Annotated in this window: 20 protein-coding genes; 9 read left to right on the top strand and 11 right to left on the bottom strand. The window is 65.6% G+C overall.

Translation table 11 applies throughout. From position 1 onward, the window contains the following. Positions 1-21 precede the first annotated feature (21 nt). From QFZ30_RS13970 to sufU, 3 genes are all read left to right on the top strand, one after another. Positions 22-2,700 carry a LuxR family transcriptional regulator gene (locus QFZ30_RS13970; RefSeq protein WP_307077160.1) on the top strand — a complete coding sequence of 893 codons (2,679 nt, stop codon included), beginning with the start codon at positions 22-24 and terminating at the stop codon, positions 2,698-2,700. Positions 2,701-3,190: 490 nt separating this feature from the next. Then, positions 3,191-4,516 (top strand): SufS family cysteine desulfurase, encoded by a 1,326-nt coding sequence (locus QFZ30_RS13965; protein ID WP_307077159.1) that lies wholly within the window; start codon positions 3,191-3,193, stop codon positions 4,514-4,516. Positions 4,517-4,543: 27 nt separating this feature from the next. Continuing rightward, positions 4,544-4,993, top strand: a complete 450-nt coding sequence (sufU, locus tag QFZ30_RS13960; protein WP_307077157.1) for a Fe-S cluster assembly sulfur transfer protein SufU — start codon at positions 4,544-4,546, stop codon at positions 4,991-4,993. Positions 4,994-5,081: 88 nt separating this feature from the next. Here the strand turns inward: sufU and nhaA are convergent, their stop codons facing one another. The 3 genes from nhaA to QFZ30_RS13945 all read right to left on the bottom strand — a co-directional run bounded on the left by nhaA (position 5,082) and on the right by QFZ30_RS13945 (position 7,192). Further along, positions 5,082-6,395: a Na+/H+ antiporter NhaA gene (nhaA, locus tag QFZ30_RS13955; RefSeq protein WP_307077155.1), complete on the bottom strand. Its 1,314-nt coding sequence runs from the start codon at positions 6,393-6,395 to the stop codon at positions 5,082-5,084. 73 nt (positions 6,396-6,468) lie between these two features. Beyond that, the gene (locus QFZ30_RS13950) at positions 6,469-6,690 is read right to left on the bottom strand and encodes an SCO4848 family membrane protein (protein WP_307077153.1); all 222 of its coding nucleotides are present in this window, start codon (positions 6,688-6,690) and stop codon (positions 6,469-6,471) included. A 4-nt stretch (positions 6,691-6,694) separates the two neighbouring features. Then, entirely contained in the window at positions 6,695-7,192 is a 498-nt protein-coding gene (locus QFZ30_RS13945) for a DUF2505 domain-containing protein (RefSeq protein ID WP_307077152.1), read from the bottom strand. A 231-nt stretch (positions 7,193-7,423) separates the two neighbouring features. Between QFZ30_RS13945 and mfd the strand changes: the two genes are divergently transcribed. Together mfd and QFZ30_RS13935 are read left to right on the top strand one after the other, a co-directional pair. Continuing rightward, a complete protein-coding gene (gene mfd, locus QFZ30_RS13940; RefSeq protein WP_307077150.1) occupies positions 7,424-11,077 on the top strand; it encodes a transcription-repair coupling factor in 3,654 nt (1,217 codons plus the stop codon). Positions 11,078-11,084: 7 nt separating this feature from the next. Continuing rightward, positions 11,085-11,906 (top strand): metal-dependent hydrolase, encoded by an 822-nt coding sequence (locus tag QFZ30_RS13935; protein WP_307080266.1) that lies wholly within the window; start codon positions 11,085-11,087, stop codon positions 11,904-11,906. Positions 11,907-11,993: 87 nt separating this feature from the next. Here the strand turns inward: QFZ30_RS13935 and QFZ30_RS13930 are convergent, their stop codons facing one another. The 6 genes from QFZ30_RS13930 to nirB all read right to left on the bottom strand — a co-directional run bounded on the left by QFZ30_RS13930 (position 11,994) and on the right by nirB (position 19,078). Further along, positions 11,994-12,254, bottom strand: coding sequence for a hypothetical protein (locus QFZ30_RS13930; RefSeq protein ID WP_307077147.1), 261 nt, complete (start codon positions 12,252-12,254; stop codon positions 11,994-11,996). A gap of 52 nt (positions 12,255-12,306) precedes the next feature. Further along, on the bottom strand, positions 12,307-13,032 hold the full coding sequence (gene deoC, locus QFZ30_RS13925; RefSeq protein WP_307077144.1) for a deoxyribose-phosphate aldolase: 726 nt from the start codon (positions 13,030-13,032) through the stop codon (positions 12,307-12,309). A gap of 125 nt (positions 13,033-13,157) precedes the next feature. Next, the gene (locus QFZ30_RS13920) at positions 13,158-14,012 is read right to left on the bottom strand and encodes an FAD-dependent oxidoreductase (RefSeq protein ID WP_307077142.1); all 855 of its coding nucleotides are present in this window, start codon (positions 14,010-14,012) and stop codon (positions 13,158-13,160) included. 229 nt (positions 14,013-14,241) lie between these two features. Next, entirely contained in the window at positions 14,242-15,396 is a 1,155-nt protein-coding gene (locus QFZ30_RS13915) for a uroporphyrinogen-III synthase (protein ID WP_307077140.1), read from the bottom strand. Positions 15,397-15,410: 14 nt separating this feature from the next. Next, complete coding sequence (gene cobA, locus QFZ30_RS13910) at positions 15,411-16,445, bottom strand: uroporphyrinogen-III C-methyltransferase (RefSeq protein WP_307077138.1); 1,035 nt, start codon at positions 16,443-16,445, stop codon at positions 15,411-15,413. 2 nt (positions 16,446-16,447) lie between these two features. Next, positions 16,448-19,078 carry a nitrite reductase large subunit NirB gene (gene nirB / locus QFZ30_RS13905; RefSeq protein WP_307077136.1) on the bottom strand — a complete coding sequence of 877 codons (2,631 nt, stop codon included), beginning with the start codon at positions 19,076-19,078 and terminating at the stop codon, positions 16,448-16,450. 262 nt (positions 19,079-19,340) lie between these two features. Between nirB and nirD the strand changes: the two genes are divergently transcribed. Next, positions 19,341-19,706: a nitrite reductase small subunit NirD gene (gene nirD, locus QFZ30_RS13900; RefSeq protein ID WP_307077134.1), complete on the top strand. Its 366-nt coding sequence runs from the start codon at positions 19,341-19,343 to the stop codon at positions 19,704-19,706. Between the two features lie 18 nt (positions 19,707-19,724). Here nirD and QFZ30_RS13895 read toward each other — a convergent pair whose 3' ends face one another. Beyond that, complete coding sequence (locus QFZ30_RS13895; protein WP_307077133.1) at positions 19,725-21,482, bottom strand: phospho-sugar mutase; 1,758 nt, start codon at positions 21,480-21,482, stop codon at positions 19,725-19,727. A gap of 113 nt (positions 21,483-21,595) precedes the next feature. Here QFZ30_RS13895 and QFZ30_RS13890 point away from each other — a divergent pair, with 113 nt between their 5' ends. Beyond that, positions 21,596-22,102, top strand: coding sequence for an RrF2 family transcriptional regulator (locus QFZ30_RS13890; RefSeq protein WP_307077131.1), 507 nt, complete (start codon positions 21,596-21,598; stop codon positions 22,100-22,102). 5 nt (positions 22,103-22,107) lie between these two features. Here QFZ30_RS13890 and QFZ30_RS13885 read toward each other — a convergent pair whose 3' ends face one another. Continuing rightward, a complete protein-coding gene (locus QFZ30_RS13885; RefSeq protein ID WP_307077129.1) occupies positions 22,108-22,926 on the bottom strand; it encodes a purine-nucleoside phosphorylase in 819 nt (272 codons plus the stop codon). 122 nt (positions 22,927-23,048) lie between these two features. Between QFZ30_RS13885 and QFZ30_RS13880 the strand changes: the two genes are divergently transcribed. Beyond that, positions 23,049-24,464, top strand: coding sequence for an NAD(P)H-quinone dehydrogenase (locus tag QFZ30_RS13880; RefSeq protein WP_307077126.1), 1,416 nt, complete (start codon positions 23,049-23,051; stop codon positions 24,462-24,464). Positions 24,465-24,532: 68 nt separating this feature from the next. Beyond that, positions 24,533-24,718 carry a PspC domain-containing protein gene (locus QFZ30_RS13875; protein WP_252566255.1) on the top strand — a complete coding sequence of 62 codons (186 nt, stop codon included), beginning with the start codon at positions 24,533-24,535 and terminating at the stop codon, positions 24,716-24,718. Positions 24,719-24,741 lie beyond the last annotated feature (23 nt).

Here is a 24,741-nt window from a genome sequence, read left to right as displayed (position 1 = left end):
AAACCGGGATCGGCATATCGTATGCTGACGGGCCGGCGGGAACCGCTGGACCGGATCTGCAACGTTATCCGCAGCCGCACCAGCCTGGCGGTGTTCCTGATGGCAGGGCCCGGCATCGGCAAATCGGCCCTGACCGAAGCCATCACCGAGCGCCTTTCCGCGGAAATGATCATTGTGCACATCCACGGAAGCTCGTCGCTGGCCGGGGTTCCCTTCGGTGTACTGGCCCCCTACACCTCGGAGCTGACGGCTGAGGACTCTGTTTCCCCGGTGGCGGTCCTGAGGTCGGTGTGGACCTACTTCGAGAAACTCAAGGCCGGCAAGGACACGCCGCTCTTGCTGGTGGTGGACGACGCCCACCACCTGGATGACGCATCGGCCGGCATCGTGGCAGACATGATTTCAGCCGGATGGGCCAGTGTGGTGGCGGCGGGCAGGCCGCGCCCAGGACTCCCGCAGCCGCTGGACCAGCTCTGGTACGACGGCCTGGCGGACCGTGTGGATCTCAGGCCCCTGAACCGGGAACAGATCGAAGAAGTCCTCGCCCACGTACTTGACGGAACCGTCCCTGCCGGAACGGTTGACACCATCTGGAGCGCTTCCGGCGGAAACCCCCGGATCCTGGACGCAGTGCTCCATGACGCCGCCGAACGGGGGCTGCTGGCCAAGCGGAACGGGATCTGGATGCTGCTTGGGCCACTGCCGGCGGACGGCGCAAGGCTCACTGCTGTTGTCACGAAGGATCTCCTCGGGCGCCGCCACGACGAGCAGGAAGCCCTTAAACTCACCGCGTTGGCCGAGCCCGTGTCCCGCAAGGTGATAGAGGACATCTGCGGAGCCCAAGTGGTCCGTTCCTTGCTGGACCAGCAAATGATTGTGGAGAACTCCGGCCACCCTGCCGGGCTGCGGATGTGGAATGCCTTGGTCGGCCAGGCATTCAGGACAAACATCTCCGTCTCACGGAGCCTGCAGCTGTTGGAGAAGGTCCGCGGCCAGCGTGATGCGCCAGCCGGTGCCGAAGGCCGGCTCAGGGCCGTGGAATGGGCACTGGAATGCGGACAGCGCGTGTCCGACGCCGAATTGCTCGAAGCGGCGAGAACCGCCGTGGCCCGGTTTCGCAACGAAAGCGCCCGGCTTATTGCGGCAAGGGTGCACGATCCGGTCCTGGTGCCGCATGCCCAGGCCGTCCAGGCACGTGCGTTGTTCAACCAGGGCAATTACGCGGAGGCCGCCAGCGTCCTGGACGGATGCTGGCTCCAGCTGGCGGGGAGCTCCGAAGCCGCACACGTACTGATGCTCAGGGCATTATCCCATCAGGCTCTGGGCAAACCGATGGAAGCCCTCGCGGCAGAATCCCGGGAGCTCCTTGACCAGGCCGGCCTTAGCGTCCCGGCGCCGCCCCCAGCTGACAACACCTCGGACAGAACAACTGAGAGCCCTTCCGACCCCGCCCCCAGATCCTGGCAGGACCAGATGCTTTACTTGCTTGAACTCGCGGCAGCGGGCAACCACGAGGCCCTGGGCAGGGAAGTCCAGGACATCAGGAACCGCAACCCCGGAGCACCCGGCGACGACGCGCTCCGTACGCTGGGGCTGACACTTCTGGCTCAAACGCTGTCGGCCGCAGGGCGATCCGTCGAGGGGCTGGATGCTGCACTGCAGGCGGACTCCGAGCTTCCCTCCCTCCAGGACGGTCTGTTCTTCTTCACCGAATTCGTCCTGGGCAGGCTGGTGACCGGTCATGTGTCCACGGGGGATTGGGAGTCCGCCGAACGGGATCTGACCAAATACGTCGCCGAGCAGGCGCGGGGAGCCGCCACGTTCGGCGGCAGTGTCCAGGTCCTGCGCGGCTATTCACTTCTGCGGCAGGGCCGGATTGAGCGCGCCTACCAGATGCTGCTGCCAGCGGTGGAGGCACTTAGGCTCAATGACCCGCAGCAGCTGTTCCGGTTCGGTTCCGCGCTGGGCTTCTACGTTGCGGCGAGACTCGGCGACTCCGCCCAAGCGAAACGCCTGGAGCAGGACTATAAGGACTCAAATCACGGGCAGGCCCACGAACTCCTGGCGAAGGCCTATGCCGCTGCCGCTTCCGAGTACCTCGCGCGCGATGGTAAGGGCCTTGCCTCGCTCCACACGTTGGCCACCACTCCTGGGGTCTCCGCCAAGGCGGGAACCCTGCTCGAGTTCCTGGCGATCTGCTGGGATCTGGGTGACCACTCGGTGATTCCCCTGGTGCACTCCCTCGCGAAGGACGTCGAAGGACGTTGGGCGGCCGCGATGCTGACGTTGGCCCGGGTCTGGGAGTCCGCGGATGCCGATTCCCTGATGGCTACGGCCGCCAGCCTCGAGTCCTCCGGATTTGTGAACCTTGCCCGGGAGGCCTATGCGAGGGCAAGCACCCTTCTCGAGCAGTCGGGTGAACGCCGCCGTGCCAGGCAGGCGGTTGCCTTGCGGGAGAAGTGCGACCACGAGCTGGGGGAGCGGTTCAGGGAGGGACATTTCATCGCCGCCGCGCCCGCCGTGCATCTGACCCGCCGTGAACAGGACATCGTGGAGCTGGCTCTGCAGGGTCTTTCGGACCGGGAGATCGCCCAGAAGCTCATGGTGTCTGTGCGGACCGTGGAGGGCCACCTGTACCGCACCTACGTCAAGCTGGGCGTGCGGAGCCGCGACGAATTGGCCTCTGCACTTCCCAAGTAAGTAGGCCGGCAGTCCTGCTTCCGATGCCGTCCGCCGTTCTCCGGTGGGCCCGCCGTGATGGTCCATGCGCAGGCGGCACTCCTACGTGGTGGATCAAGTAGGTGGTGGATCAAAAAATCCGCGTATCGGCTGGGCGTGTCCCGAGTACGGCTCCGGAAAAGACGAGTACCGCCTACTCGTGTACTCCGGTGCTCCACACGATTTACTAAGAGAGGCAAGAAAAAGCAGCCAGACGAGGCCGCAGATCCTGCCAAATAGACATTCCAGGCCTCTTTTTGCACCAACATCCCGGCCCGCAGGGGCCGGACGCAGACGGGGCCGGCGACGTTAGAGTCTTCTGAGACCGAGGCTCTCCCCCCAGCCGTCGCCGGCCCTCATTTCCGACGGCTGAAGCCCGGAGCGACTGTGGCGGCTAACCCCTTGGGGAGGCCGCCACAGCCGTGCTGTGGGACAATTGAGTGTCAATCAATTGGCATCTCAAGGAGTTAGCTTGGCCTTAGTATCAACGCCTGCCACGCTGGAACGCGCGTTGCCGGCCATGGATAACGCCGAGGTTCTGCGGATCCGGAATGATTTCCCCGTGCTGGACCAGCTGGTGAACGGACGGCCGCTGGTCTACCTGGATTCGGGGGCCACGTCGCAGAACCCGCTGAGCGTGATAGAGGCGGAGCAGGAGTTCTATGAGCAGCGGAACGCGGCGGTGCACCGCGGTGCGCATCACCTCGCCGTGGAGGCCACGGAGGTCTTCGAAGACGCACGCCAGACGGTAGCGGAGTTCATCGGGGCGGACTACGCGGAAACAGTGTGGACCTCCAACGCCACCGAGGGCCTCAACCTCATCAGCTATGCACTGTCCAATGCCGCGTTGTGGGCCGCGCAGGGCCGAGGGGACGCACGGCTGAAGGAGCTGGCAGTGGGTCCCGGTGACCAGATCGTGGTCACCGAAATGGAGCACCATGCCAACCTGATCCCCTGGCAGGAGCTCGCTTTCCGTACCGGTGCCACGTTGCGCTATATCCCCATCGATGACGCCGGCGCCCTGCGGATGGACCTAGCCGCTGACATCCTTGGAGACCGCACCAAGCTGCTCGCCTTTACCCATGCGTCGAACGTGCTGGGAACCATCAACCCGGTGCGGGAACTGGTAGCCTTGGGCCGGAAGGCGGGGGCCCTGGTGGTCCTCGACGCCTGCCAGTCAGCCCCGCACCTGCCCTTGGACGTTAAGGGACTGGACGTTGACTTCGCGGTCTTCTCCGGCCACAAGATGCTCGCGCCCACCGGGATCGGCGTCCTGTACGGGAAAGCGGACATCCTGGATGCCCTGCCGCCGTTCCTCACCGGCGGTTCCATGATCACCACCGTTACCATGGAGCGGGCCGAGTACCTACCGGCGCCGCAGCGTTTCGAGGCGGGCACGCAGCGGATTTCCCAGGCGATAGCCCTGGCCGCGGCCGCAAACTACCTCAGCGAAACCGGCCTGGACCGCGTCCATCGCTGGGAATCGGAACTCGGCCAGCGCATGGTCTCTGGGTTGGAAGCCATTCCTGGAATCCGTGTCCTGGGGCCGGCCGCCGGGCAGGAGAGGATAGGCCTCGCGGCGTTCGACGTTGACGGCGTGCACGCCCACGACGTCGGACAGTTCCTGGATTCCCGGGGAATCGCCGTCCGAGTAGGGCACCATTGCGCCCAGCCGCTGCACCGCCGCCTGGGCCTCACCGCTACAACCCGGGCCAGCGCCTATCTTTACAACACCACCGACGACGTCGATGCTTTCCTGGACGCCGTTTCCGGGGTCCGCACGTACTTCCGCGTATAGCGCCCGGCCCACCGAAGGTATGTGAACATGAGCCTTGACCAGCTGTACCAGCAGATCATCCTTGACCATTCCAAAACCCGGCACGGCAGCGGACTTGCCGAAACCGCAGCCCCCCAGGGCGCGTCCACCGGCCAGTCACACCAGCTCAACCCCGTCTGCGGCGATGAAGTCACCCTCCGCGTAGCCGTTCACAGCGGCAAGGTGGCGCAGATCTCCTGGGACGGTGAAGGCTGCTCCATTTCCATGGCGTCGGCGTCCGTCCTGAGCGAGATGGCCGAAGGAATGTCCGTGGCGGAACTGCACGAGATAATCGACAACTTCCGCGAAGTCCTGCGGTCCCGGGGCAAGATCCACGCAGATCCTGAAATCCTGGGGGATGCGGCGGCGTTCGAAGGAGTGTCCCGCTACGCCGCCCGCGTCAAATGCGCCATGATCTCCTGGGTAGCAGCCGAGGACGCCCTGAACCAGGCCTCCTGATCCGTCCGGCATCCATCCGGCATCCTTCCGGCACAGCCGAAGAACCGGGACGCGTCACCGCCTGGGCCGGCTCCGACCACAGATGCTGTCAGGACTTGCGCTCGAAAAGGTCAGGCACGCCGTCGCCGTCGGCGTCGCTCCGTTCTGCCTCTTGCACTGCATGGTAGTGCCTGTTCCGCAGACGGAGCACAACGGTGGCCAGCAGGGCAGCGATGAGAGAACCGGAGAGAATTGCCACCTTCGCGTGGTCATCATGCGTTGATCCGGATCCGAAGCTCAGTTCCGCGATGAGCAGTGAGACGGTGAAGCCCACCCCCGCCAGCAGCGCAAGGCCCGCCACATCGATCCAGGCGAGGCCATCATCGAGCTTTGCCCTGGTTGTTTTGGTCAGCACATAGGTGGTGCCGAACACGCCGATCGTTTTTCCGGCCACCAACGCCGCCACAATGCCGAGTGCCACAGGATCGGCCAGCGCCGACTGGAAGCCCTGGAGTCCGCCGATGGCCACGCCCGCCGAGAAGAAGGCAAACACCGGCACGGCGAATCCTGCTGAGAGCGGGCGGAGCCGGTGCTCCAGGGATTCGGCCATCCCAGCCCCCGTTTCACCGCGCTTCCTGGAGGCCAGCACAGGCACGGCGAAGCCGAGCAGGACGCCGGCTACGGTGGCGTGGATTCCTGAGGCATGGACAAGCGCCCAGGTTGCCGCTGCCAGCGGGAGCAGCAGGTACCAGCTGCGGACCCTCTTCTGGACCAGCAGGGTGAACAGGCCCAGCGGTATCAGCGCTGCCAGAAGCAGGAAAGGCTGCAGGCCGGAAGAGTAGAAGAAGGCGATGATGCCAATGGCAAGCAGGTCGTCCACTACCGCCAGGGTCAGCAGAAACGTGCGGAGGGCTGCGGGAAGGTGGGTGTTGATGACCGCCAGTACCGCCAGGGCAAAGGCAATGTCGGTGGCTGTGGGGATGGCCCAGCCCCGCAGGCTGTCAGCTCCCTGGCCCAGGTTGATCAGGGTATAGATGATGGCGGGGACGGCCACGCCGCCCACCGCCGCGGCCACCGGAACCACTGCCTTGGAAAAAGTGCGTAGCTCGCCAGCGACGAACTCGCGTTTGAGCTCCAGACCGGCGATGAAGAAGAAGATGGCCAAGAGGCCGTCTGAGGCCCAATGACCCAGGGACAGGCTGAGGTGCCAGGGTTCATACCCCACTTTGAGGTCGCGCAGCTCAAAGTAGGCTGCGGCCGCCGGCGAGTTCGCCCAGATCAAAGCGGCTGCGGTGGCCACCAGGAGCAGTGCTCCGCCAACCGTCTCCAGCCGCAGGATCTCGGAGATCCGTAAGTACTCGGGGTAGCTCGAACGGCTGAGGACCTTGACAGCAAGGAAGGGACGGTGAGGGCGGTCCGCCATGAAGGCTCCTGGAGTCTAAAGGGGTCGGCAAAACTATTGCCGACCAGACTTCCCGGCGCACCTGTTTTCCAGTCTAGCCGAGCATGGCAGTAATCCCGATCACCGCGGTGGCGGCGCCCAGAACCATGGAGACAACCACCAGCACAACGTGGACGGTGAGGAACTTGGTGGCTTTGCCGGCCGCGTCCCGGGCCCTGGAGTCCTTCATGACGCGGCGCAGGAACTGCGGCCAGACCACCAGGGACCAGACGCCGGCGATGACCAGGATCAAGGCCGCGAACAGGGGGAGCTGCATGGCCTCAGTGGCTTTCGAGCCAGGCCTGCGCCTGTTGCGATTGGATGTTCAGTGCTTTGGACACCATGGGCTCCGCCGCTTCAGCAATCTTGCCGCCGAGGAAGGGCACGGACGAAGTCACGTTTCCTTCCAGCTCAACGCGGGTGCTGCCGTCCTCCGCTACAAGGCGCTGGACGGCGGTTACATCGAGGGGGGCGCCGGCGATTTTCAGGGTGATGTTGCTCTGGCGGGACCCATCAGCGGCCGGGGCGTCCCAGTTTTCCACCTGGGTTACTGTCAGCTTTTCGCCCACGAACTTGCGCGCAATTTCCGGCAGGCGGGTGGTGGGCAGGGTGCGGACGGACGTGGTGCTGAAGGCCCCGGCAGGGTCTCCGGCCACGGCGAAGGATTCCAGGGTTCCGCCAACGAATTCACTCGTGTGGCGCTGGAAATCCTCGTTGATGAAGACAGCTGCGACGCTGCCGACGGCGTGCGGAAGGGTGGTGGTTGCACTCAGTGCCATGGGTCCTCCAGGAAGTTGGGGTCAGAACGTTTTTTGCTCCCACACATCCTACGGTGATGCCTGCTCCTTCTTCGAACCGGGTTCCAGCCCGGGGATTGTCCGGGCGGCCGGAGGGATGGCCGCGGGCGCACCTTCCACTGCCGCGCGGTAGGCTGGGAGCACCCGGAATTCTCACGAATTTCGGGTATTCGTGTTGCCTGCATCCCCGTGATCCCATCAGGAGCTTCAGTCATGAGCCTCAACGGCCCCTCTCTCACCGGTTTGCGCCGTGTCCTCGCCGGAGACCAGACCTTCGCCCGTGTCCAGGCCGAAGCCGCCAGGGGTTTCGCTGTCCGAGGCCAGGACTACCAGATCAGTGCGCCTGCAGGATTACGGGCTGTGCTCCTCGCCGAGATGGCGGACGGCCTGGCGGGGTTTGCCGATCAGGATGGTAAGCGCGACGGCGGGACGCCGGCTGTGGTTCTGGCCGTCACCGCCACGGGTCGCGAGGCAGAAGATCTGACTGCGGCCCTCCGGGCTTACTTACCCGCCGATTCGGTGGCCGAATTCCCCAGCTGGGAAACCCTTCCACACGAGCGGCTCTCGCCACGCTCGGACACTGTGGGCCGGCGCTTGTCCGTACTGCGCCGGCTCGCTCACCCGGAAAGCTCGACGGCGGGCCGGCTGCGCGTTGTGGTGGCTCCGGTGCGCGCTGTGGTCCAGCCGCTGGTCGCCGGACTGGGTGAACTGGTTCCGGTCACGCTGAAGGTTGGGCAGGAGGTGCCGTTCTCCGAGGTGGTGCGGAGCCTGGCCGACGCAGCCTATGCCCGGGTGGACATGGTCACTCACCGTGGCGAGTTCGCCGTGCGGGGCGGCATCATTGACGTCTTCCCGCCTACGGAGGACCACCCCATCAGGGTGGACTTCTTCGGCGATGAGGTGGACCAGATGCGCTGGTTCGCCGTGGCAGACCAGCGTTCACTGTCAGGGGCGGGCGTCCACCACCCCGGCGAACTGCACGCCCCGCCCTGCCGCGAAATCCTGATCACGCCGTCGGTCATGTCCCGCGCCGCAACCCTGAAGGCCCAGCTGCCCGCGGCTGCGGACATGTTGGAAAAGATTGCCGGCGGCATCGCAGTGGAAGGGATGGAGTCCCTGGCACCAGTGCTGGTGGACGCGATGGTGCCCTTCGTTGAGCAGCTGCCGGCGGGCTCGATTTCGGTGGTTATCGAGCCGGAGAAGGTCCGCACCCGTGCCCATGACCTCGCCGCGACTAATGAGGAATTCCTGGAAGCGGCGTGGTCCACGGCATCGGACGGCGGAACCGCACCGCTCGACTTGAGCTCCCAGGCATCGGCTGCCCTGCATTCGGCGAGCTTCCGTTCCCTGACCGAGACCCGCAGCTCGTCCCTGGCACATGAGGTGTCATGGTGGTCCATCACGTCGCTGGCTACCGACGAGGAACTGCTGCCGGAGGTCGACGTCCTGAATCTGCACGCCCGGGAACCCCGCGGCTACCAGGGCGATGTGGCTGAAATGATGGACTTCATCGGTTCGCACGTGCGGGACCAGTGGCGGATCGTGGTGGCCACTGAAGGCCCCGGCCCGGCGCAGCGGCTGGCGGAACTGTTCCACGACGCCGACATCCCGTGCGCCCGGGTGGACACGTTGGACAAGGAGCCGCAGGCCGGCATCATCGAGGTGACCACGGCCGCCGTCGGACGCGGTTTTGTCCTGGAGAACCTCAAACTCGGGCTGCTGACGGAGGCGGACCTGCTGGGACGGACCTCCGCGGGGTCAACCAAGGACATGCGGCGCATGCCGTCGAAGCGGCGGAATGCCGTGGATCCGCTGCAGCTCATCGCGGGTGACCACGTGGTGCACGAACAGCACGGAATCGGCCGGTTTGTTGAGCTCATCCAGCGCAAGGTGGCCGGCGGTGGCGACGGTGTGCGCGAATATCTGGTCCTGGAGTATGCACCGTCAAAGCGGGGCGCCCCGGGGGACCGGTTGTTTGTGCCCACCGACCAGCTGGACCAGGTGACCCGTTACGTCGGCGGTGACACCCCCGTGCTCAGCAAGATGGGCGGCTCGGACTGGGCGAGCACCAAATCGAGGGCGCGCAAGGCTGTCAAGGAGATCGCCGGCGAGCTGATCCGGCTGTACTCGGCGCGGATGGCCTCCCGCGGCCACGCGTTCGGTCAGGACACTCCGTGGCAGCGGGAGCTTGAGGAGGCATTCCCCTACGTGGAAACGCCGGACCAGCTGACCACCATCAACGAGGTCAAGGCGGACATGGAGCGCGAGATTCCCATGGACCGGCTTGTCTCCGGCGATGTCGGCTACGGCAAGACGGAGATCGCCGTGCGCGCGGCGTTCAAGGCCGTCCAGGACGGGAAGCAGGTTGCGGTCCTGGTGCCCACCACCCTGCTGGCGCAGCAGCACTACGAGACCTTCACCGAGCGTTTCTCCGGCTTCCCGCTGCGGGTTAAGGCACTGTCCCGTTTCCAAGGGACCAAAGAAACAAAGGAGACCGTGGAGGGGGTCAAGAGCGGCTCCGTGGACGTCGTGATTGGCACCCACCGGCTGCTGTCCAAGGACTTCGCTTTCAAGGATCTCGGCCTGGTGATCGTGGACGAGGAGCAGCGGTTTGGCGTGGAGCACAAGGAAGCGCTCAAGAAGATGCGCACCAACGTGGACGTGCTGGCCATGAGCGCCACGCCTATTCCCAGGACCCTTGAGATGTCACTGACCGGCATCCGGGAGACCTCCACCCTGGCCACGCCGCCGGAGGAGCGGCATCCCGTGCTGACCTATGTGGGGCCGTACACGGACAAGCAGTCCTCCGCAGCCATCCGCCGCGAACTGATGCGTGAAGGCCAGGTGTTTTTTGTCCACAACCGGGTGTCCACCATCGAGCGGACCGCGGCGAAGATCCGTGAACTCGTTCCGGAGGCGCGGGTGGAGGTGGCGCACGGGCAGATGTCCGAAAGCCGGCTGGAGCAGATCATCGTGGACTTCTGGGAGAAGCGATTTGACGTGCTGGTGTGCACCACGATCATCGAAACCGGCCTGGACATTTCCAACGCGAACACGCTCATCGTTGATGGTGCCCACAAATATGGACTGTCCCAGCTGCACCAGCTCCGCGGACGCGTGGGCCGTGGCCGCGAGCGTGCCTATGCCTACTTCCTTTACCCCGCCGAGAAGCCGCTGGGCGAGGTGGCGCTGGAACGGCTCAAGGCCGTTGCTGCGCACAACGAGCTCGGGGCAGGCATGCAGCTGGCAATGAAGGACCTCGAAATCCGCGGTGCGGGCAACCTTTTGGGCGGGGAGCAGTCGGGCCACATCCAGGGCGTGGGCTTCGACCTGTACATCCGCCTGGTGGGCGAGGCCGTGGCGGACTACCGCGGCGACGCGGAGGAAAAGGCCGCCGAGATGAAGATCGAGCTGCCGGTGAACGCGCACCTGCCGCACGACTACGTGCCGGGGGAGCGCCTGCGCCTGGAGGCCTATCGCAAGCTGGCGTCGGCACTGACGCACGAGGCCATCGACGAGGTCCTGGCCGAGCTGGTGGACCGCTACGGCGAGCCGCCCCTGCCGGCGCAGAACCTCATCTCCGTGGCGCGCTTCCGGGTGGGGGCCCGCGAAGCAGGCCTGTCCGACGTGGCGCTGCAGGGCAACTTCATCAAATTCTCGCCGGCGCAGCTGCCGGAATCCAAACTGATGCGCCTGACCCGGATGTACCCCGGCGCCCAGTCCAAGCCTGCGCTGGACGCGGTGCTGATTCCGAAGCCGAAGACCGCAAAAATCGGTGGCCGCGACCTGCAGGACGCCGAGATCCTCGACTGGGCCAACGGGGTCATCCGCAATATTTTCTCCGACGCCCCATTGACAGTCGGTTAGCCGCGTGATGGGAGGACACCACGCCGCGTCTGGGGCCGCGGCGTGGGTGGCTATTGCCTCAACCGGGCCCTACACCTTCGGCTGGTATCCGCTGGATGCCACCGGCATCCTGATCGGCGGCATGGCAACGGCCGGAACCGCGCTGGTGTGCGACTGGGACCACCGCCACAGCACCGTGGCCCAGTCGCTGCCGCCACTGTCCAACGTGATCGCGGTTGGCATTGAAAACGCCAGCGGCGGTCACCGGCAGGGAACGCACTCGGTGCTCGGGGCGGTGTTCTTCGTCGTGCTGGCCACTATGGCGGGCCAGATCCAGCTGCAGACCGACTGGGGCCTGCTGTCGGTGGGCGCCGGCCTGCTGTGCATGTTCATGATCAACATTGCCGCCAAGGCGCTGAAGCTGTTCCCGAAATCAGGTTTCGTCAGCAACTGGATCTTCGCCCTGACGATGGCCGGGCTGGTCACCTGGTTCGCGCCGGACCAGTGGACCTGGCTCCCGGTCTCGATGCTGACCGGAGTGGTGGTTCATATCGTGGGGGACATGATCACCACCGGGGGAGTGCCGCTGCTGTGGCCGATCGTGATCAAGCCACCCAGGTTCTTGCGGAAACTGCCCGTGCTCAATGACGTGTGGAAGGCCAACGGCGCATTTTCCCTGCCGCTGCTGGGCAGGGCCGGCTCCCGGCGCGAGTGGCTGGTGCTGATCCCCGTGAGTGCCTACGCCATGGTGGGCATGTCCGTGGCCGCTTGGGCGCTGGCGCAGGCGCATTTTCCTGCCGCACTCGCGCTCGGAAGCACAGTGGTCAGCAGCCTGTTCGGCGCTGGCTGAGCCAAGAGCCGGGCAAGAACGCGAAGACGCTTAAAAGGCTGAGGCCCCGGAAAATCCGGGGCCTCAGCCTTTGGGCTTCAGCTGGTCCTAGTGCTCGCCAGCGGAATCTGAACGGCCCAGCACGGTCTGCGGGATCCAGAACGCCAGGCCGAAGAGAACCAGGCAGACGGCCATGGGCCAGGGATTGTCCAGCGTGAGGAAGGAGAGCGAGTAGATGGAGCCCAGGAACAGTGCCATCATGACCACAAACAGGGCAATGCTGGTCACGGGGCTGTTCTCGTTCTGGGGCGTCTGGACCGTGTTTCCGGACGTTGCGCTTTCGCTGGACACTGCAGTCTTGCTGGACATTCGTTCCTCCTTGGCCCCGCGGGGCTGAAACTGTGGCGGCTTCCGGTGCCCGTCAGTACGCGGATGAACCCTGTTCACCCTTGACGATGGCAATCCCGGAGCTGGCACCAATACGTGTTGCACCTGCAGCAATCATAGCCTGAGCGTCGGCCAGGGACCGTACGCCGCCGGAGGCCTTGACACCAAGATCAGGGCCAACGGTCCGCCGCATGAGCGCGACGTCCTCAGCCGTGGCACCGCCGCCGTTGAACCCGGTGGAGGTTTTCACGAAGTCCGCACCGGCCTCCACCGCTGACTCGCAGGCCAGGACCTTCTGGGCGTCATCAAGGAGCGCGGTTTCGATGATGACCTTCAAGATGGCCCCGCTCGCGTGGACTGCTTCTGCCACCGCGGCGATGTCCTCCACGAGGGCACCCTTGTCTCCGGCGCGTGCGGCGGCAATGTTGATGACCATGTCGATTTCGTCTGCACCGTCCAGCACGGCGCCGCGGGCTTCGAAGGTCTTCACATCGGTGGGTGAGGCACCCAGCGGGAAACCGATCACCGAGCAGGTCAGCACCCCGGTTCCCTTGAGCGCCGTCTTGACCGTCTTCACCCAGATCGGGTTAACGCAGACGGATTTGAAGCGGTACTCGGCGGCTTCGGCGCACACCTTGAGGATGTCGGCCTCGCTGGCTTCCGGCTTAAGCAGGGTGTGGTCGATGAAGGAAGCGATGCTGCCGGAGCCTGCGGTGCCGGTTCCGGCAGCGTGAACGGAAGGGGTGGCTTCGTTGCTCATGTTGTTTTCCTTCCAGGGGGCCTTTCCAGTGGCTTTGTGGGCCGCAGGCGCCATGATGTCCATGGCTCTTCAGGTGACCATCTTGCCACAGGGGTTGGCCGGCATCTGCCCGGGGAACTTGGCTGCTATGCGGCCTCCTGCACTTGCTGCCCGGCTGACGCCGCCGTCATCAGCTGGGTGGCGCAGGCCCCTGCTGCGGAGGCCGCTGCAACCAGTAGTCCAAGCCGCACGCCGTCGAACACTGCTGCGTCGCCGATTGCCCATACGCCCGGGACGGAGGTCCGGAAGTCCTGGCTGATCACGATGCCACCGTTGGGTGCCGTCCGGAGCCCTGCGCTGGCAGCGAGTCCGTCGCGGGGAACCCTCTCCTCCGCGAGGACCACCAGATCACCGTTCATGCTGCTTCCGTCCTCAAAGACGATTCCAGACGCGGCCAGTCCGGAAATGGAAGCCACCACCGATGCCGGGCGGACGGTGGTGCGGATAGGCCGTACGCCCCGTGCGCGGAGCACCGCCTCTGCCTGTCCTGCTGCCGCACCGGTGCCTACCAGGATCCCCAAGGGCCGCCGGCCCAGTTCCCGGGTGATTTCCTTGACTGCCTCGCCGATGCGGCTGGCGTCGTCGATGGTGGAGTAGCTCAGGCACCGGTTGGCACCCTCAACCGGGGACGCTACAGGCGCGGATCCGGTGGCGATGACCAGCTGGTCGTAGCTGAATTCCATCCCGTCCGCCGTGGTGACCCGGCGGTTGTCCGGATCGATGAAGCTGGCCGGCTGGCCGAACCGGACCGATACCTTCGGCAAAGCCGCAAGCTCCAGGAGCTCCTCCGGTGCGTCGTCCCTGTTGCTGAGTAGGGTGATGGTTCCACTGAACCGGGCGCGTTCCAGCTGGCTGACAAGGGCCTGCGCCGCCGGCCCTGCGCCGGCGATGAGGATGCGGGGAGCTGCGGAGATGGAAGTGGACGGTGCCGGAGCGGACATGTGCTGGCCCTTTCGCTGGCGGCCGCCTGCGTGCGCGGCCGGGAGTTCGTGATGAACCCCAGCGTAGGCCTCCGCCTTTTCCGCGGTGTTTCCCCGTTGTTGCCTGAATAACGGCCCATTTTCGCCAACGTTTACCGGCCGGTAACAGGTCGGGTGACCTGCGTCTCATCCGGACGGAAAGCGACACACGAGGCAGGCCCGGCGCGCTGACAACCGCGCTGAAGCACAGTCAGACGCGGATCCTGTAGCCCCTCTTGACCACGGTTTCCACCAGCCGGCCGTCCGGCAGCGACGAGCGGAGGCGGCTGACAGTCATGTCCAGTGCATGGACTGAGCCGCGCAGTTCCAGCAGGTCGGACAGCGATTCGCGGGACAGGACCGCGCCGCCTGCGCCGAGCAGCGCGCGGAGCAGCAGCAGGGGAGCAGGCGCAAGCTCCACGGGCTTCCCATCGATCCTCAGGCTGCGTCCGCGCAGCTCGATGTTGCCGGACCTGGTGTCCAGCCGCCGGACATGGTTGAGGGCGAGGTGTTCGACCACCAGCCGGATGAGCGCGCCCATGCGGAACCGCTCAGGAATCAGCGGCGTGACGCCGGCGTCGATCAGCGGCTGTGCCGTCACGGGGCCCACCACCGCGGTGGTGACGTTTGTCTTGAGGCTGTCGATGAGCTGCTTGTAGACGCCCATCTCGTGCGCGGTGCTCCACATGGCGTCCACAGCGGGTGCGCTGGTGAACGTCAGTACGTCCAGGTTGCCGCTGCAGGCCGCCTCGATGAGGCGCGGAAGCCGGTCCTCGCCGTCGGGCTTGACCCAGCGGTACGGGGTGACGGTCAGAACGGTGGCGCCGGACATACGGAGTCGCTCCAGCTGCCGGACGTCCGTATAGCCGTGCAGCTGCACGGCGACGGTTTTCCCGCGTACGCCTTCGGCGAGCAGCATGTCCACCAGTGTCGCGGTGGTTTCGTCGCTGCTGATTCCGACGTCGGCAAGGCCAGCCGCACGGACGGCGCCGCGGGCTTTGGGCCCGCGGACAAACATCCGGCACGCGCCAAGGGTCTCCAGCAGTTCCTCGCCGATGCCAAACGAGTCGGCAGCCTCACACCAGCGGCGCATGCCGTAGGCGGTCGTAGCGATGCACAGGTCCGGGCGGGCGGCGATGATGGCCCTGGTGTCCTCGATCAGGCGGATGTCCTCCTGCACCGGGGCGATCTTCAGCGCGGGGGCGTGAAGTACCTCTGCGCCGCGGCGTTCCAGGGCCTCAATGAGGTCCCGGGAGCGCCGGTGCGAGGTAACTCCGATGCGGAAGCCCTCCAGCGGGGAATCCGCACCCTCCTGCGCGGGTGCCTCTTCAAGCTGCGGCGGTTCGGCCGGTGCAAGTGCATTCATGGGGTCCAATCCTTTCATGACCCCAGCAGCGAGGCCGCCAGCCTGTCCAGGTCGGCGGCGGCCTCAGCATGCCCGCGGTTGGCTTCAGCCACCCGAACCACCTCGCCGATGACCAGGACCGCAGGGTTGGTGCAGCCGGAGGCCGCGCCCACAATCGTGCCCAGGTCCGCGATGGTGGTCCGCTGTCCGGGGCGGTAGCCGCGTTCCACCACGGCCATGGGCATGTCGTGCCGCATGCCCGCCTTGCGCAGCCCGGCCGCCAGCTGGTGCAGGGTGCCGATGCCCATCAGCACCACAATGGTGCCGCCCAGGCCTGCGAGGTGCTCGTGTTCCTTCGCCGTGAGCGGCGCATGGCCGGAGACGACCGTAAACATGTGGCTGACTTCACGGTGGGTTACAGGAATTCCGGCGGCTGCCGGAACGGAGATCGCACTGGTGACGCCGGAGATCACACGGACCTTGACGCCCGCGGCAACGCAGGCAGCAACTTCCTCGCCCCCGCGGCCAAAGACATAGGGGTCACCGCCCTTAAGGCGCACAACGTTCTTGCCAGCCAGGGCGCTTTCGACCATCAGCTTTTCGATGTCTCCCTGGCTGACCTTGTGGTGTCCGGGCTTCTTGCCCACGTCCACGAGTTCGGCCGAGGCCAAGGACGGCAGCTCCTGGTACGGAGCCAAACGGTCATAGAACACAATGTCGGCGTCGCGCAGTGCGTTGACTGCGGCAACTGTCAGCAATTCCGTAGTGCCCGGGCCGCCGCCCACCAAGGTGACGTGGCCTGCCGGGCCGGCGGCAGGCTCGGCAGCCACGGGGATGCCGGTTTCCCTGCAGCGGTCAAAGAGCGCGTCCCAGCCGGGCTGGCCGTCGTTGACGGCCGCCACCAGGAAAGGACGTTCGGGCAGCGGGCCGTCATGCGCGGCACCCTGCGGGGTGCTGAGCCGGTAGACGACGGCGCCGGCCGCCTCGTAGCGGCGGACCGCCTGGCGAGCCGCGTTGTCCGAGCCGGTGACCAGGACTTCGCGGCCGGTGAGATCAATGCTGAGCTGCATGCCTATACCTCGTTCTCATCGCGGGGCCTCATCGGGATGGAAGATCCGATCAGGACCTTCCCTTTTTCCTCTGCCGTGGCCGGACGGAACTGGCCGCGCTCGTCGGGAACAAAGGTGATGGAATCGTCCTTCTGGTCCGGGGCGTTGACGAAGGAACGGAACCGGCGCAGGCGCTCGGGATCCTTCAAGGTGTCTGCCCACTCGTCCACGTACGTGTCAACGTGCTTGGCCATGGCGGCCTCGAGCTCCTCGGCGATGCCCAGCGTGTCATGGATCACAACGTCCTCGACATGCTTGATGCCGCCGTCGAGCTCCTCCTGCCAGCGCGCTGTGCGCTGCAGGCGGTCAGCGGTGCGGATGTAGTACATGAAATAGCGGTCGATGTACTTCAGCAGGGTTTCGTCGTCGAGGTCCTTGGCCAGCAGCTGGGCGTGCGCCGGGGTGGCACCGCCGTTGCCGCCGACGTACAGGTTCCAGCCGTCCGCGGTGGCGATCACGCCGACGTCCTTGCCGCGGGCCTCGGCGCATTCACGGGCACAGCCGGAGACGCCCATCTTCAGCTTGTGCGGGCTGCGCAGGCCGCGGTAACGCAGTTCGAGCTGGATGGCCATGGCCACCGAATCCTGCACGCCGAAGCGGCACCATGTGGAACCGACGCAGGACTTTACCGTCCGCAGGCTCTTGCCATAGGCCTGGCCGGATTCGAAGCCGGCGTCCACCAGTTCCTTCCAGATTTCGGGAAGCTGCTCCAGCCGGGCACCGAACATGTCGATGCGCTGGCCGCCGGTGATCTTGGTGTACAGGTTGTACTTCTCGGCCACGGCGGCAATGACCCCAAGCTTCTTCGGGGTGATCTCGCCGCCGGCAATGCGGGGAACCACCGAGTAGGTGCCGTCCTTCTGCATGTTGGCGAGGGCGCGGTCGTTGGTGTCCTGCAGGGTGCCGCGGCCTGCGTCCAGGACGTAGGCATTGTGCTGGCTGGCGAGGATGGAGGCGATGGTCGGCTTGCAGATATCGCAGCCGGCGCCGGTGCCGTACTTGGCCATGATCTCTTCGAAGGAGGTGAGCTCCAGCACGCGGATGGCGTCGAACAGTTCCTGGCGGGACAGCTCGATGTGTTCGCAGAGGGCCTTGGAGACTTCGACGCCGGACTTGGTCAGCTCGCCTTCCAGGAGCTTCTTCAGCATCGGGACACAGGAACCACAGCTGGTCCCGGCGCGGGTGCAGCCCTTCAGCTCGCCAAGCTCCTGGACGGGAGCGTTACCTTCGCAGGCGCCGCAGCCGTTGACGGTGTCGCGGATTGTTCCTGCCGTCACGTTGTTGCAGGAACAGAGGATGGCGTCATCCGGGAGTTCGGTGTCGGGTGCTTCGCCGCCGCCGGCAGCCGTCAGGTAGGCGCCGGGCTCAGCCGAGAGTTCGCGGCCCAGGAGCGGGCGCAGGCTGGTGTACGGCGTAGCGTCGCCGACGAAAATGCCACCCAGGAGGGTCTTGGCATCATCGGTGGTGACGATCTTCTGGTAGACACCGCGGGCGGGGTCGGCGTAGACGATTTCGAGTGCGTGCTCAGTCTTGGCGAATCCGTCACCGAAGCTGGCAACGTCGACGCCGGACAGCTTGAGCTTCGTGGCTGTGTCGAAGCCCGGGAAGGTGGCCTCACCGCCATGAAGGCGGTCAGCGACGATCTCCGCCATGGTGTTGGCGGGCGCCACCAGGCCAAGGCACATGCCGCCGAAGTTCGCGACTTCACCGATGGCGAAGATGCCGGGGATCTCGGTTTCGCAACCGTCGGTCACAACAACACCGCCGCGCGGGCCCAGCGAGAAGATCTGCTCCTCGCCCTCTGCTGCACGGAAGAGCTCATCCCGCGGCCGAACGCCGATCGCGACGATCACAAGATCAGCGTCGATGATGCGGCCGTCAGCCATGAGGACGCCGGTGACCTGGCCGTCGTCGTCGGACAACACCTCGGAGGGGAACACGCCGCTGTGGACTTCGAAGCCCTTGGCCTTGATAAGCCGGCCCATCGCCTGGCCTGCGCCCTCATCGAGCTGCGTGGCCATCAGCCACGCTGCGCCATCGATGACGACCGGGCTGGCTCCCAGCTGCTCCGTGCCGGCAGCCGACTCCAGGCCCAGGAGGCCGCCGCCGATAGTGACTGCTTTGACCTTGCGGCCAAGCTTTTCCTTGAGTTCGGCAATGGCCTTATTGATGGCCCATACGTCCTCGAGCGTGCGATAGACGTGTGTGTGCTCGGCGCCGGGGATCGGCAGGCGGGCCGCATTCGATCCCGTCGCAACCACGAGGGCGTCGTAGGAATAGGTGTTGCCGGCTGCAGTCTCCACGGACTTGGCTTCGGGGTTGACCTTAACCACACGCTCGCCCGTGCGCAGTTCCAGTGCCTCGTGGCCCCACATGGACGCGTCGCCCAAGGTGAGGTCGTAGTCCGTCTCGGTCAAGGCCTTGCTCAGGGCCACGCGGTCATAGGGGAGGTGGGCTTCCTCAGTGAGGACAGTGACATGCCAGCCATCGAGGCCACGGGCATGCATCGCGTCCGCAAAACGGTGGGCCGCCGGACCGCCGCCGGCGACGACAATGCGGCGCGGATTCTCTGTGCTGTAAGTCTGTTCGGTCACTGTGGGCCTTTCGCATGGGCGGCAGACGGTTCTCTGCAGCTTGTCCATCCAGACTAGGCAGCCGCAGTTTCGCTTCAGTTTCCCAATTGTTTCGTGAACTTAACTTCTGCATCACGAACGCGTTTCGGGGCGGGTGAGGTCTCTTTTACGCGCCGGACACATTCACCGCACGCCGTTGAAACACCTGCAGCCTAGCTTGGTAATACGGCCGCATCAGGTGGCCATGAGGTACAGGCATTGAAGCGCAGGGAGAGGAGCCGACATGACGGCAACACTGGAACTTGGGGAACTGACCACCGGAACCGCAACAGGCTGGCACCGTGTCTGCGTGCTGGATGAGCTTGAGCTTGCCTGGGGCGAGGCCGCCCTCATCGCAGGCCACCAGGTGGCCCTCTTCCGCACCGGACCCAGTGAGGTTTTCGCTGTGGCGCACGAGGATCCAGCCACCGGCGCCCACGTGATGGCCCGAGGCATCATTGGATCGCGGGGCGCCCGTCCCACCATCGCCTCACCGCTGCACAAAGAGGTCTACGACTTGGAAACCGGCGAATGCTTCGGGACGCCGGAGCTGCGCCTGGACACCTTCAGTACCCGCGTTTCCGACGGCTACGTCGAAGTTGAACTCTAGGCTCCAGGCCCAGATGTCCTAAAGGCCCAGGGCTTCACGGACGTCGTCGAGCGCCTCGTCCAGGGCGGCGCGGGCCGCCTGCCTTGCAGTGGGCAGTTCCGCCGCCGACTCAACCGGGCGAATCACTTCCAGGTAGCACTTCAGCTTGGGCTCGGTGCCGCTGGGCCGGATGATCACCCGGGTCAGGTCCCGCGTCAGGTATAGAAGCCCGTCAGTCGACGGCAATTTTTCGCTGCCCTCGGACAGATCCACGAAGGTCTCCACGGCGGACGAGCCGAATGAATCCGGCGGGCTGACCCGGAGCCGGTTCATCATGGCGGACAGCAGCCCCAGGTTGGCCACCCGGATGCTCAATTGGTCGCTGGCGTGCAGGCCGTGCTGCAGATAGAGCTCATCCAGGGTGTCGAAGATGGTTTTCCCCTCCGCCTTGGCCGTGGCAGCCAGTTCCGCAATCAGGACAGCCGCCGAAATCCCGTCCTTGTCCCGGACCAGCTCAGGCGCAACACAGTAGCCCAAGGCCTCCTCGTAGCCGTAGCGCAGCCCGGGCACCCGTGAAATCCACTTGAAGCCGGTCAACGTTTCCTCATGCGAGTAACCGGCGGCGGCGGCGACGCGGGAGAGCAGCCGCGAGGAAACAATCGAATTGGCGAACACCCCATGGGTTTTTTCCCTGCCGTCGCCCTCTTTCTCACCGCCGGCCGCAAGCCTCGCCACAATATGCGCCCCCAGGAGTGCACCCACCTCGTCGCCCCGGAGCATCCGCCATGCACCCGTGTCGGGGTCCTTGGCGGCCACCGCGGCACGGTCAGCGTCCGGATCGTTGGCCAGCACAATGTCTGCCACCACCCGGGAGGCCGTTTCCACGGCAAGGTCAAGGGCGCCTGGTTCCTCCGGGTTCGGAAAGCTCACGGTCGGAAAATCAGGGTCCGGCTCAGCCTGTTCCGCCACCAGGGTGACATCGGCAAAGCCAGCGGCGTTCAGGACTGCCACCGCCGTTTCCCCGCCGACGCCGTGCAGGGGCGTGAGGACAATCCGCAGGTCACGCGCCGGGAAGTCAGCGCGAATGGCGAGTGCCGACGTCGCGCGTTTGTAGTCCTCCGCAGCCGACCGGTCAAGGACGCTCCAGCCGCCAGCCGCAAGGCTGATCGAGTCCACAGGACCCACGGCATCGATCTTGGCGGCAATCCTGGCGTCGTACGGTGCCACGATCTGCGCGCCCCTGCCGCTTTCCTCCACGGCATGGCGGCCAAGGTAGACCTTATAACCGTTGTCCTGCGGAGGGTTGTGGCTGGCGGTGACCATCACGCCGCCGTCGCAATCGAGCGCCCGCACCGTAAACGCCAGCAGGGGGGTGGGCAGGGCGGCAGGCATCAGGAACGTTTCGATCCCGGCGGCAGTGAAGACCGCAGCGGTTTCCTCCGCGAAGATGTCCGAGTTATGCCGGGCGTCATAGCCGACGACGGCGCGTGGCCGTGTTCCCGGCGCAGTCTCGCCGACCGCTTCAAGCAGGAATGCCGCCACTCCTGCCGCAGCGCGGCGCACCACCACCCGGTTCATCCGGTTGGGGCCGGGCCCCAGGGGGGCGCGGAGCCCGGCGGTGCCGAACTGCAGGGTGCCGTTGAAGCTGTCTGCCAGTTCCTGCCGGGCGGCCGGGGCGCCGTCCTCCGAGAGCCGGACCAGTTCGGTGAGGGCAGCGGATGTCGCGGAGTCCGGGTCTTGGGCTGCCCATTCGCGGGCCTGGCTGAACAGGCGGGAATCGGCATGGGAGGTGGTCATGGGGTCAACGCTATCGTTATTGCCCGGGAACACTCCCCGAACACTCGCCCGCAGCCCCGGAAAATCGGGGAAATCCTTGACAGCCATTTTTCTGGACAAGTAATGTCGCGAATATGAAAATGGGACAGGGTGTGGAATGGGCACTGCACAGCTGCGTGAACATGTCCTGGACCCCGGTAGGGGAGGCGGTGAGCAGTGCCCGCCTTGCCGCGTTCTACAAGCTTCCGGCCGCCTACCTGAACAAGCAGCTCCAGGCCTTGGTGCGTGCCGGGATCCTGGCGTCCGTCTCAGGGCCGAGGGGCGGCTTCCAGCTCGCCCGGCGTCCCGACCAGATTTCCGTCCTGGACGTGGTCCTGGCCATTGAGGGAAAAGACGATTCCTTCCGCTGCGAAGGCATCCTCAAGGACGCCCCCGGCGGCGCCATGGATGTCGATTATGCGCGGACGTGCCTTATTTCACAGACCATGCGCCACGCCGAAGTCACCTGGCGGACGGAGCTTTCCCGGCAGACCATTGCCGGGATCGCCACGTCCATCGAGCGGCGCTTCCCGGACGCCAAGGAGGCCACTGTCAGAGAACTCGTGGGTGCCAGGGGCCAGAACCAGCCCCGCCTGGCCTGAAACGCCTACAGTTTGGCGATGATCTCCGCCAGCAGCTTGGAGATGCGGGGGCCTGCGGCCTGGCCCGCCTCGATGACCTCGTGGTGGCTGAGCGGCACGGGGCTGATACCCGCGGCCAGGTTGGTCACCAGCGAAATACCGAACACCTCCATGCCTGCGTGGCGGCCTGCGATGGCTTCCAGGGCGGTGGACATGCCCACCAGGTCGGCGCCGATCCGTTTGGCGTACTGCACCTCGGCCGGGGTCTCGTAGTGCGGGCCGGTGAACTGCGCATAGACGCCCTCGTCCAGGGTGGAATCCACTTCACGGGCCAGGGCACGGAGGCGGGAGGAGTAAAGATCTGTCAGATCAACGAACGTGGCACCCTCCAGCGGGGATGCCGCGGTGAGGTTTATGTGATCTTTGATGAGTACAGGGGTGCCCGGAGACCAGCCTTCGTTGAGGCCGCCGCACCCGTTGGTGAGGACCAGGGTCTTGCAGCCGGCAGCAGCCGCGGTGCGCACGCCATGGACCACGGCGCGCACGCCCTTCCCTTCGTAGTAGTGGGTCCGGGCGCCAAGTACCAGCGCGCGCTTGCCCTCCTTCGTGAGGATTGAGCGGATGGTGCCCACGTGGCCTTCCACCGCCGGGGCGTGGAAGCCGGGGACCTCATCCGCGGAGAGTGTGGCTGTGGTGTCGCCAATCAGCTCGGCTGCTTCGCCCCAGCCTGAGCCCAGGACCAGGGCGACGTCGTGGCTGTCCACCCCGGTTTCCTGGGCGATGTAGTCGGCTGCGGCGCGTGCGGCGGCGAAGGGATCCGTGTTCAGGAAGTCTGTATTACTCACTGGTACAAGTTATCGTGCCGGTGCCGTTGTGCACAGCGTCGCTTACGTCTACCAGCAGGGCGGCAGGCGACCCGGACCTCTTTATTGGTGGTGCGGCACCGCATAAGCGAGAATGGTTGATTGTGACTACGCATCCTGATTTCAACTCACCCCGGATCGCAATCCTCGGAGGTGGCCCGGGCGGATACGAAGCAGCCATGGTCGCTGCCTCGCTGGGTGCGCAGGTCACCATCATCGAGCGCGCCGGGATGGGTGGTTCGGCGGTGCTCACCGACGTCGTTCCTTCCAAGACCCTGATCGCGACGGCGGACCTGATGACCCGCGTCGGTGAGGCGGGGGAGCTGGGAGTGAAGTTCGACGTCGACGGCGGCGACTTTGTGCCGGTGATGCGCGCGGACCTTAAGCACATCAATGACCGCCTGCTGGGCCTGGCCCGCCAACAGTCCCGGGACATCACTGCCGGCCTGGAACACCAGAACGTCCGGATCCTGATCGGTTCGGGCAAGCTGGTGGACAGCCACACCATAGAGGTGCTGACAGCGGACGGCACCGAAACCGTCGTAGCGGACACTGTCCTGCTGACCGTGGGAGCGCACCCGCGTGAGCTGCCCACCGCCCGGCCCGACGGGGAGCGCATCCTGAACTGGGCCCAGATCTACAACCTCGACGAGCTTCCTGAGGAACTTATTGTGGTGGGGTCCGGTGTGACCGGTGCCGAATTCGCCTCCGCCTACAACGGCCTGGGCTCAAAGGTCACCCTGATTTCCAGCCGCGACAGGGTGCTGCCCGGTTCCGACACCGACGCCGCGGAGGTGCTGGAGGAGGTCTTCGAGCGCCGCGGCCTGACCGTCCTGTCCCGCTCCCGCGCAGAGACTGTGGAACGGACCGAGGACGGCGTGGTGGTCACTCTCGGTGACGGGTCCATGGTCACCGGCAGCCACTGCCTGGTCTGCGTCGGTTCCATCCCCAACACCGCCGGCATCGGCCTGGAGGAAGCCGGGGTTGCGCTCACTGAAAGCGGTCACATCAAGGTCGACGGCGTCTCCCGCACCACGGCGCCAAACATCTACGCCGCCGGCGACTGCACCGGTGTCCTTCCCCTGGCCTCGGTCGCGGCGATGCAGGGCCGGATCGCGATCGCGCACTACCTCGGCGACAGCGTAACGCCCATTAAGCTGCACCAGGTGGCGTCCAACATCTTCACCTCGCCGGAGATCGCCTCCGTGGGCGTCTCCGAAGACGAGATCCATTCCGGAAAATACCAGGGCGACATCGTCAAGCTTTTCCTGAAGAGCAATGCCCGCGCCAAGATGCGCAACGCCAAGGATGGCTTCGTCAAGATTTTTGCCCGCAAGGGTTCGGGCACCGTCATTGGCGGCGTTGTAGTGGGGCCGAACGCGTCCGAGCTGATCTTCCCCATTTCCATCGCGGTGAAGCAGAAACTCCACGTCGACGACGTCGCCAGCACCTTCACTGTTTACCCGTCACTCAGCGGCTCCATCTCAGAAGCGGCGCGGCGCCTGCACGTCCACATGTAAATCGAACGGCTTGGAGCCAGTGGCCGGAAAGCTGGTGGCCCACCGCGGATCGCGGTAGCGTGGCGGGCATGACTACAGCTCTTGAACGGCCGCGCAGCGGAAAAATCATCGGTGGCGTGTGTGCAGCGCTGTCAGCCCGTTTCGGGATCCCGAAGTTCCTGGTCAGGCTGGGATTTGTTATCTTCGGCCTGGTGGGAATCGGCGAACTGGTCTACATCGCGCTGTGGATCATGATCCCCAAGGCCCCCGCCTGATTCCTGCGGCCCCGCACACGCCT

Source organism: Arthrobacter pascens, from assembly GCF_030815585.1.
GTDB lineage: Bacteria > Actinomycetota > Actinomycetes > Actinomycetales > Micrococcaceae > Arthrobacter > Arthrobacter pascens_A.
The sequence above is the reverse complement of the archived record's forward strand: the minus strand, read 5'-3'. Positions and strand labels throughout refer to the sequence as shown.

Bases quoted from the DNA above. Each gene is read 5' to 3' on its own strand.
- QFZ30_RS13970 (WP_307077160.1), top strand. From the start codon at position 22: ATGCTGACGGGCCGGCGGGAACCGCTGGACCGGATCTGCAACGTTATC.
- sufU (WP_307077157.1), top strand. From the start codon at position 4,544: ATGAGCCTTGACCAGCTGTACCAGCAGATCATCCTTGACCATTCCAAA.
- nhaA (WP_307077155.1), bottom strand. From the start codon at position 6,395: ATGGCGGACCGCCCTCACCGTCCCTTCCTTGCTGTCAAGGTCCTCAGC.
- QFZ30_RS13950 (WP_307077153.1), bottom strand. From the start codon at position 6,690: ATGCAGCTCCCCCTGTTCGCGGCCTTGATCCTGGTCATCGCCGGCGTC.
- QFZ30_RS13945 (WP_307077152.1), bottom strand. From the start codon at position 7,192: ATGGCACTGAGTGCAACCACCACCCTTCCGCACGCCGTCGGCAGCGTC.
- mfd (WP_307077150.1), top strand. From the start codon at position 7,424: ATGAGCCTCAACGGCCCCTCTCTCACCGGTTTGCGCCGTGTCCTCGCC.
- QFZ30_RS13935 (WP_307080266.1), top strand. From the start codon at position 11,085: ATGGGAGGACACCACGCCGCGTCTGGGGCCGCGGCGTGGGTGGCTATT.
- QFZ30_RS13930 (WP_307077147.1), bottom strand. From the start codon at position 12,254: ATGTCCAGCAAGACTGCAGTGTCCAGCGAAAGCGCAACGTCCGGAAAC.
- deoC (WP_307077144.1), bottom strand. From the start codon at position 13,032: ATGAGCAACGAAGCCACCCCTTCCGTTCACGCTGCCGGAACCGGCACC.
- QFZ30_RS13920 (WP_307077142.1), bottom strand. From the start codon at position 14,012: ATGTCCGCTCCGGCACCGTCCACTTCCATCTCCGCAGCTCCCCGCATC.
- QFZ30_RS13915 (WP_307077140.1), bottom strand. From the start codon at position 15,396: ATGAATGCACTTGCACCGGCCGAACCGCCGCAGCTTGAAGAGGCACCC.
- cobA (WP_307077138.1), bottom strand. From the start codon at position 16,445: ATGCAGCTCAGCATTGATCTCACCGGCCGCGAAGTCCTGGTCACCGGC.
- nirD (WP_307077134.1), top strand. From the start codon at position 19,341: ATGACGGCAACACTGGAACTTGGGGAACTGACCACCGGAACCGCAACA.
- QFZ30_RS13895 (WP_307077133.1), bottom strand. From the start codon at position 21,482: ATGACCACCTCCCATGCCGATTCCCGCCTGTTCAGCCAGGCCCGCGAA.
- QFZ30_RS13890 (WP_307077131.1), top strand. From the start codon at position 21,596: ATGAAAATGGGACAGGGTGTGGAATGGGCACTGCACAGCTGCGTGAAC.
- QFZ30_RS13875 (WP_252566255.1), top strand. From the start codon at position 24,533: ATGACTACAGCTCTTGAACGGCCGCGCAGCGGAAAAATCATCGGTGGC.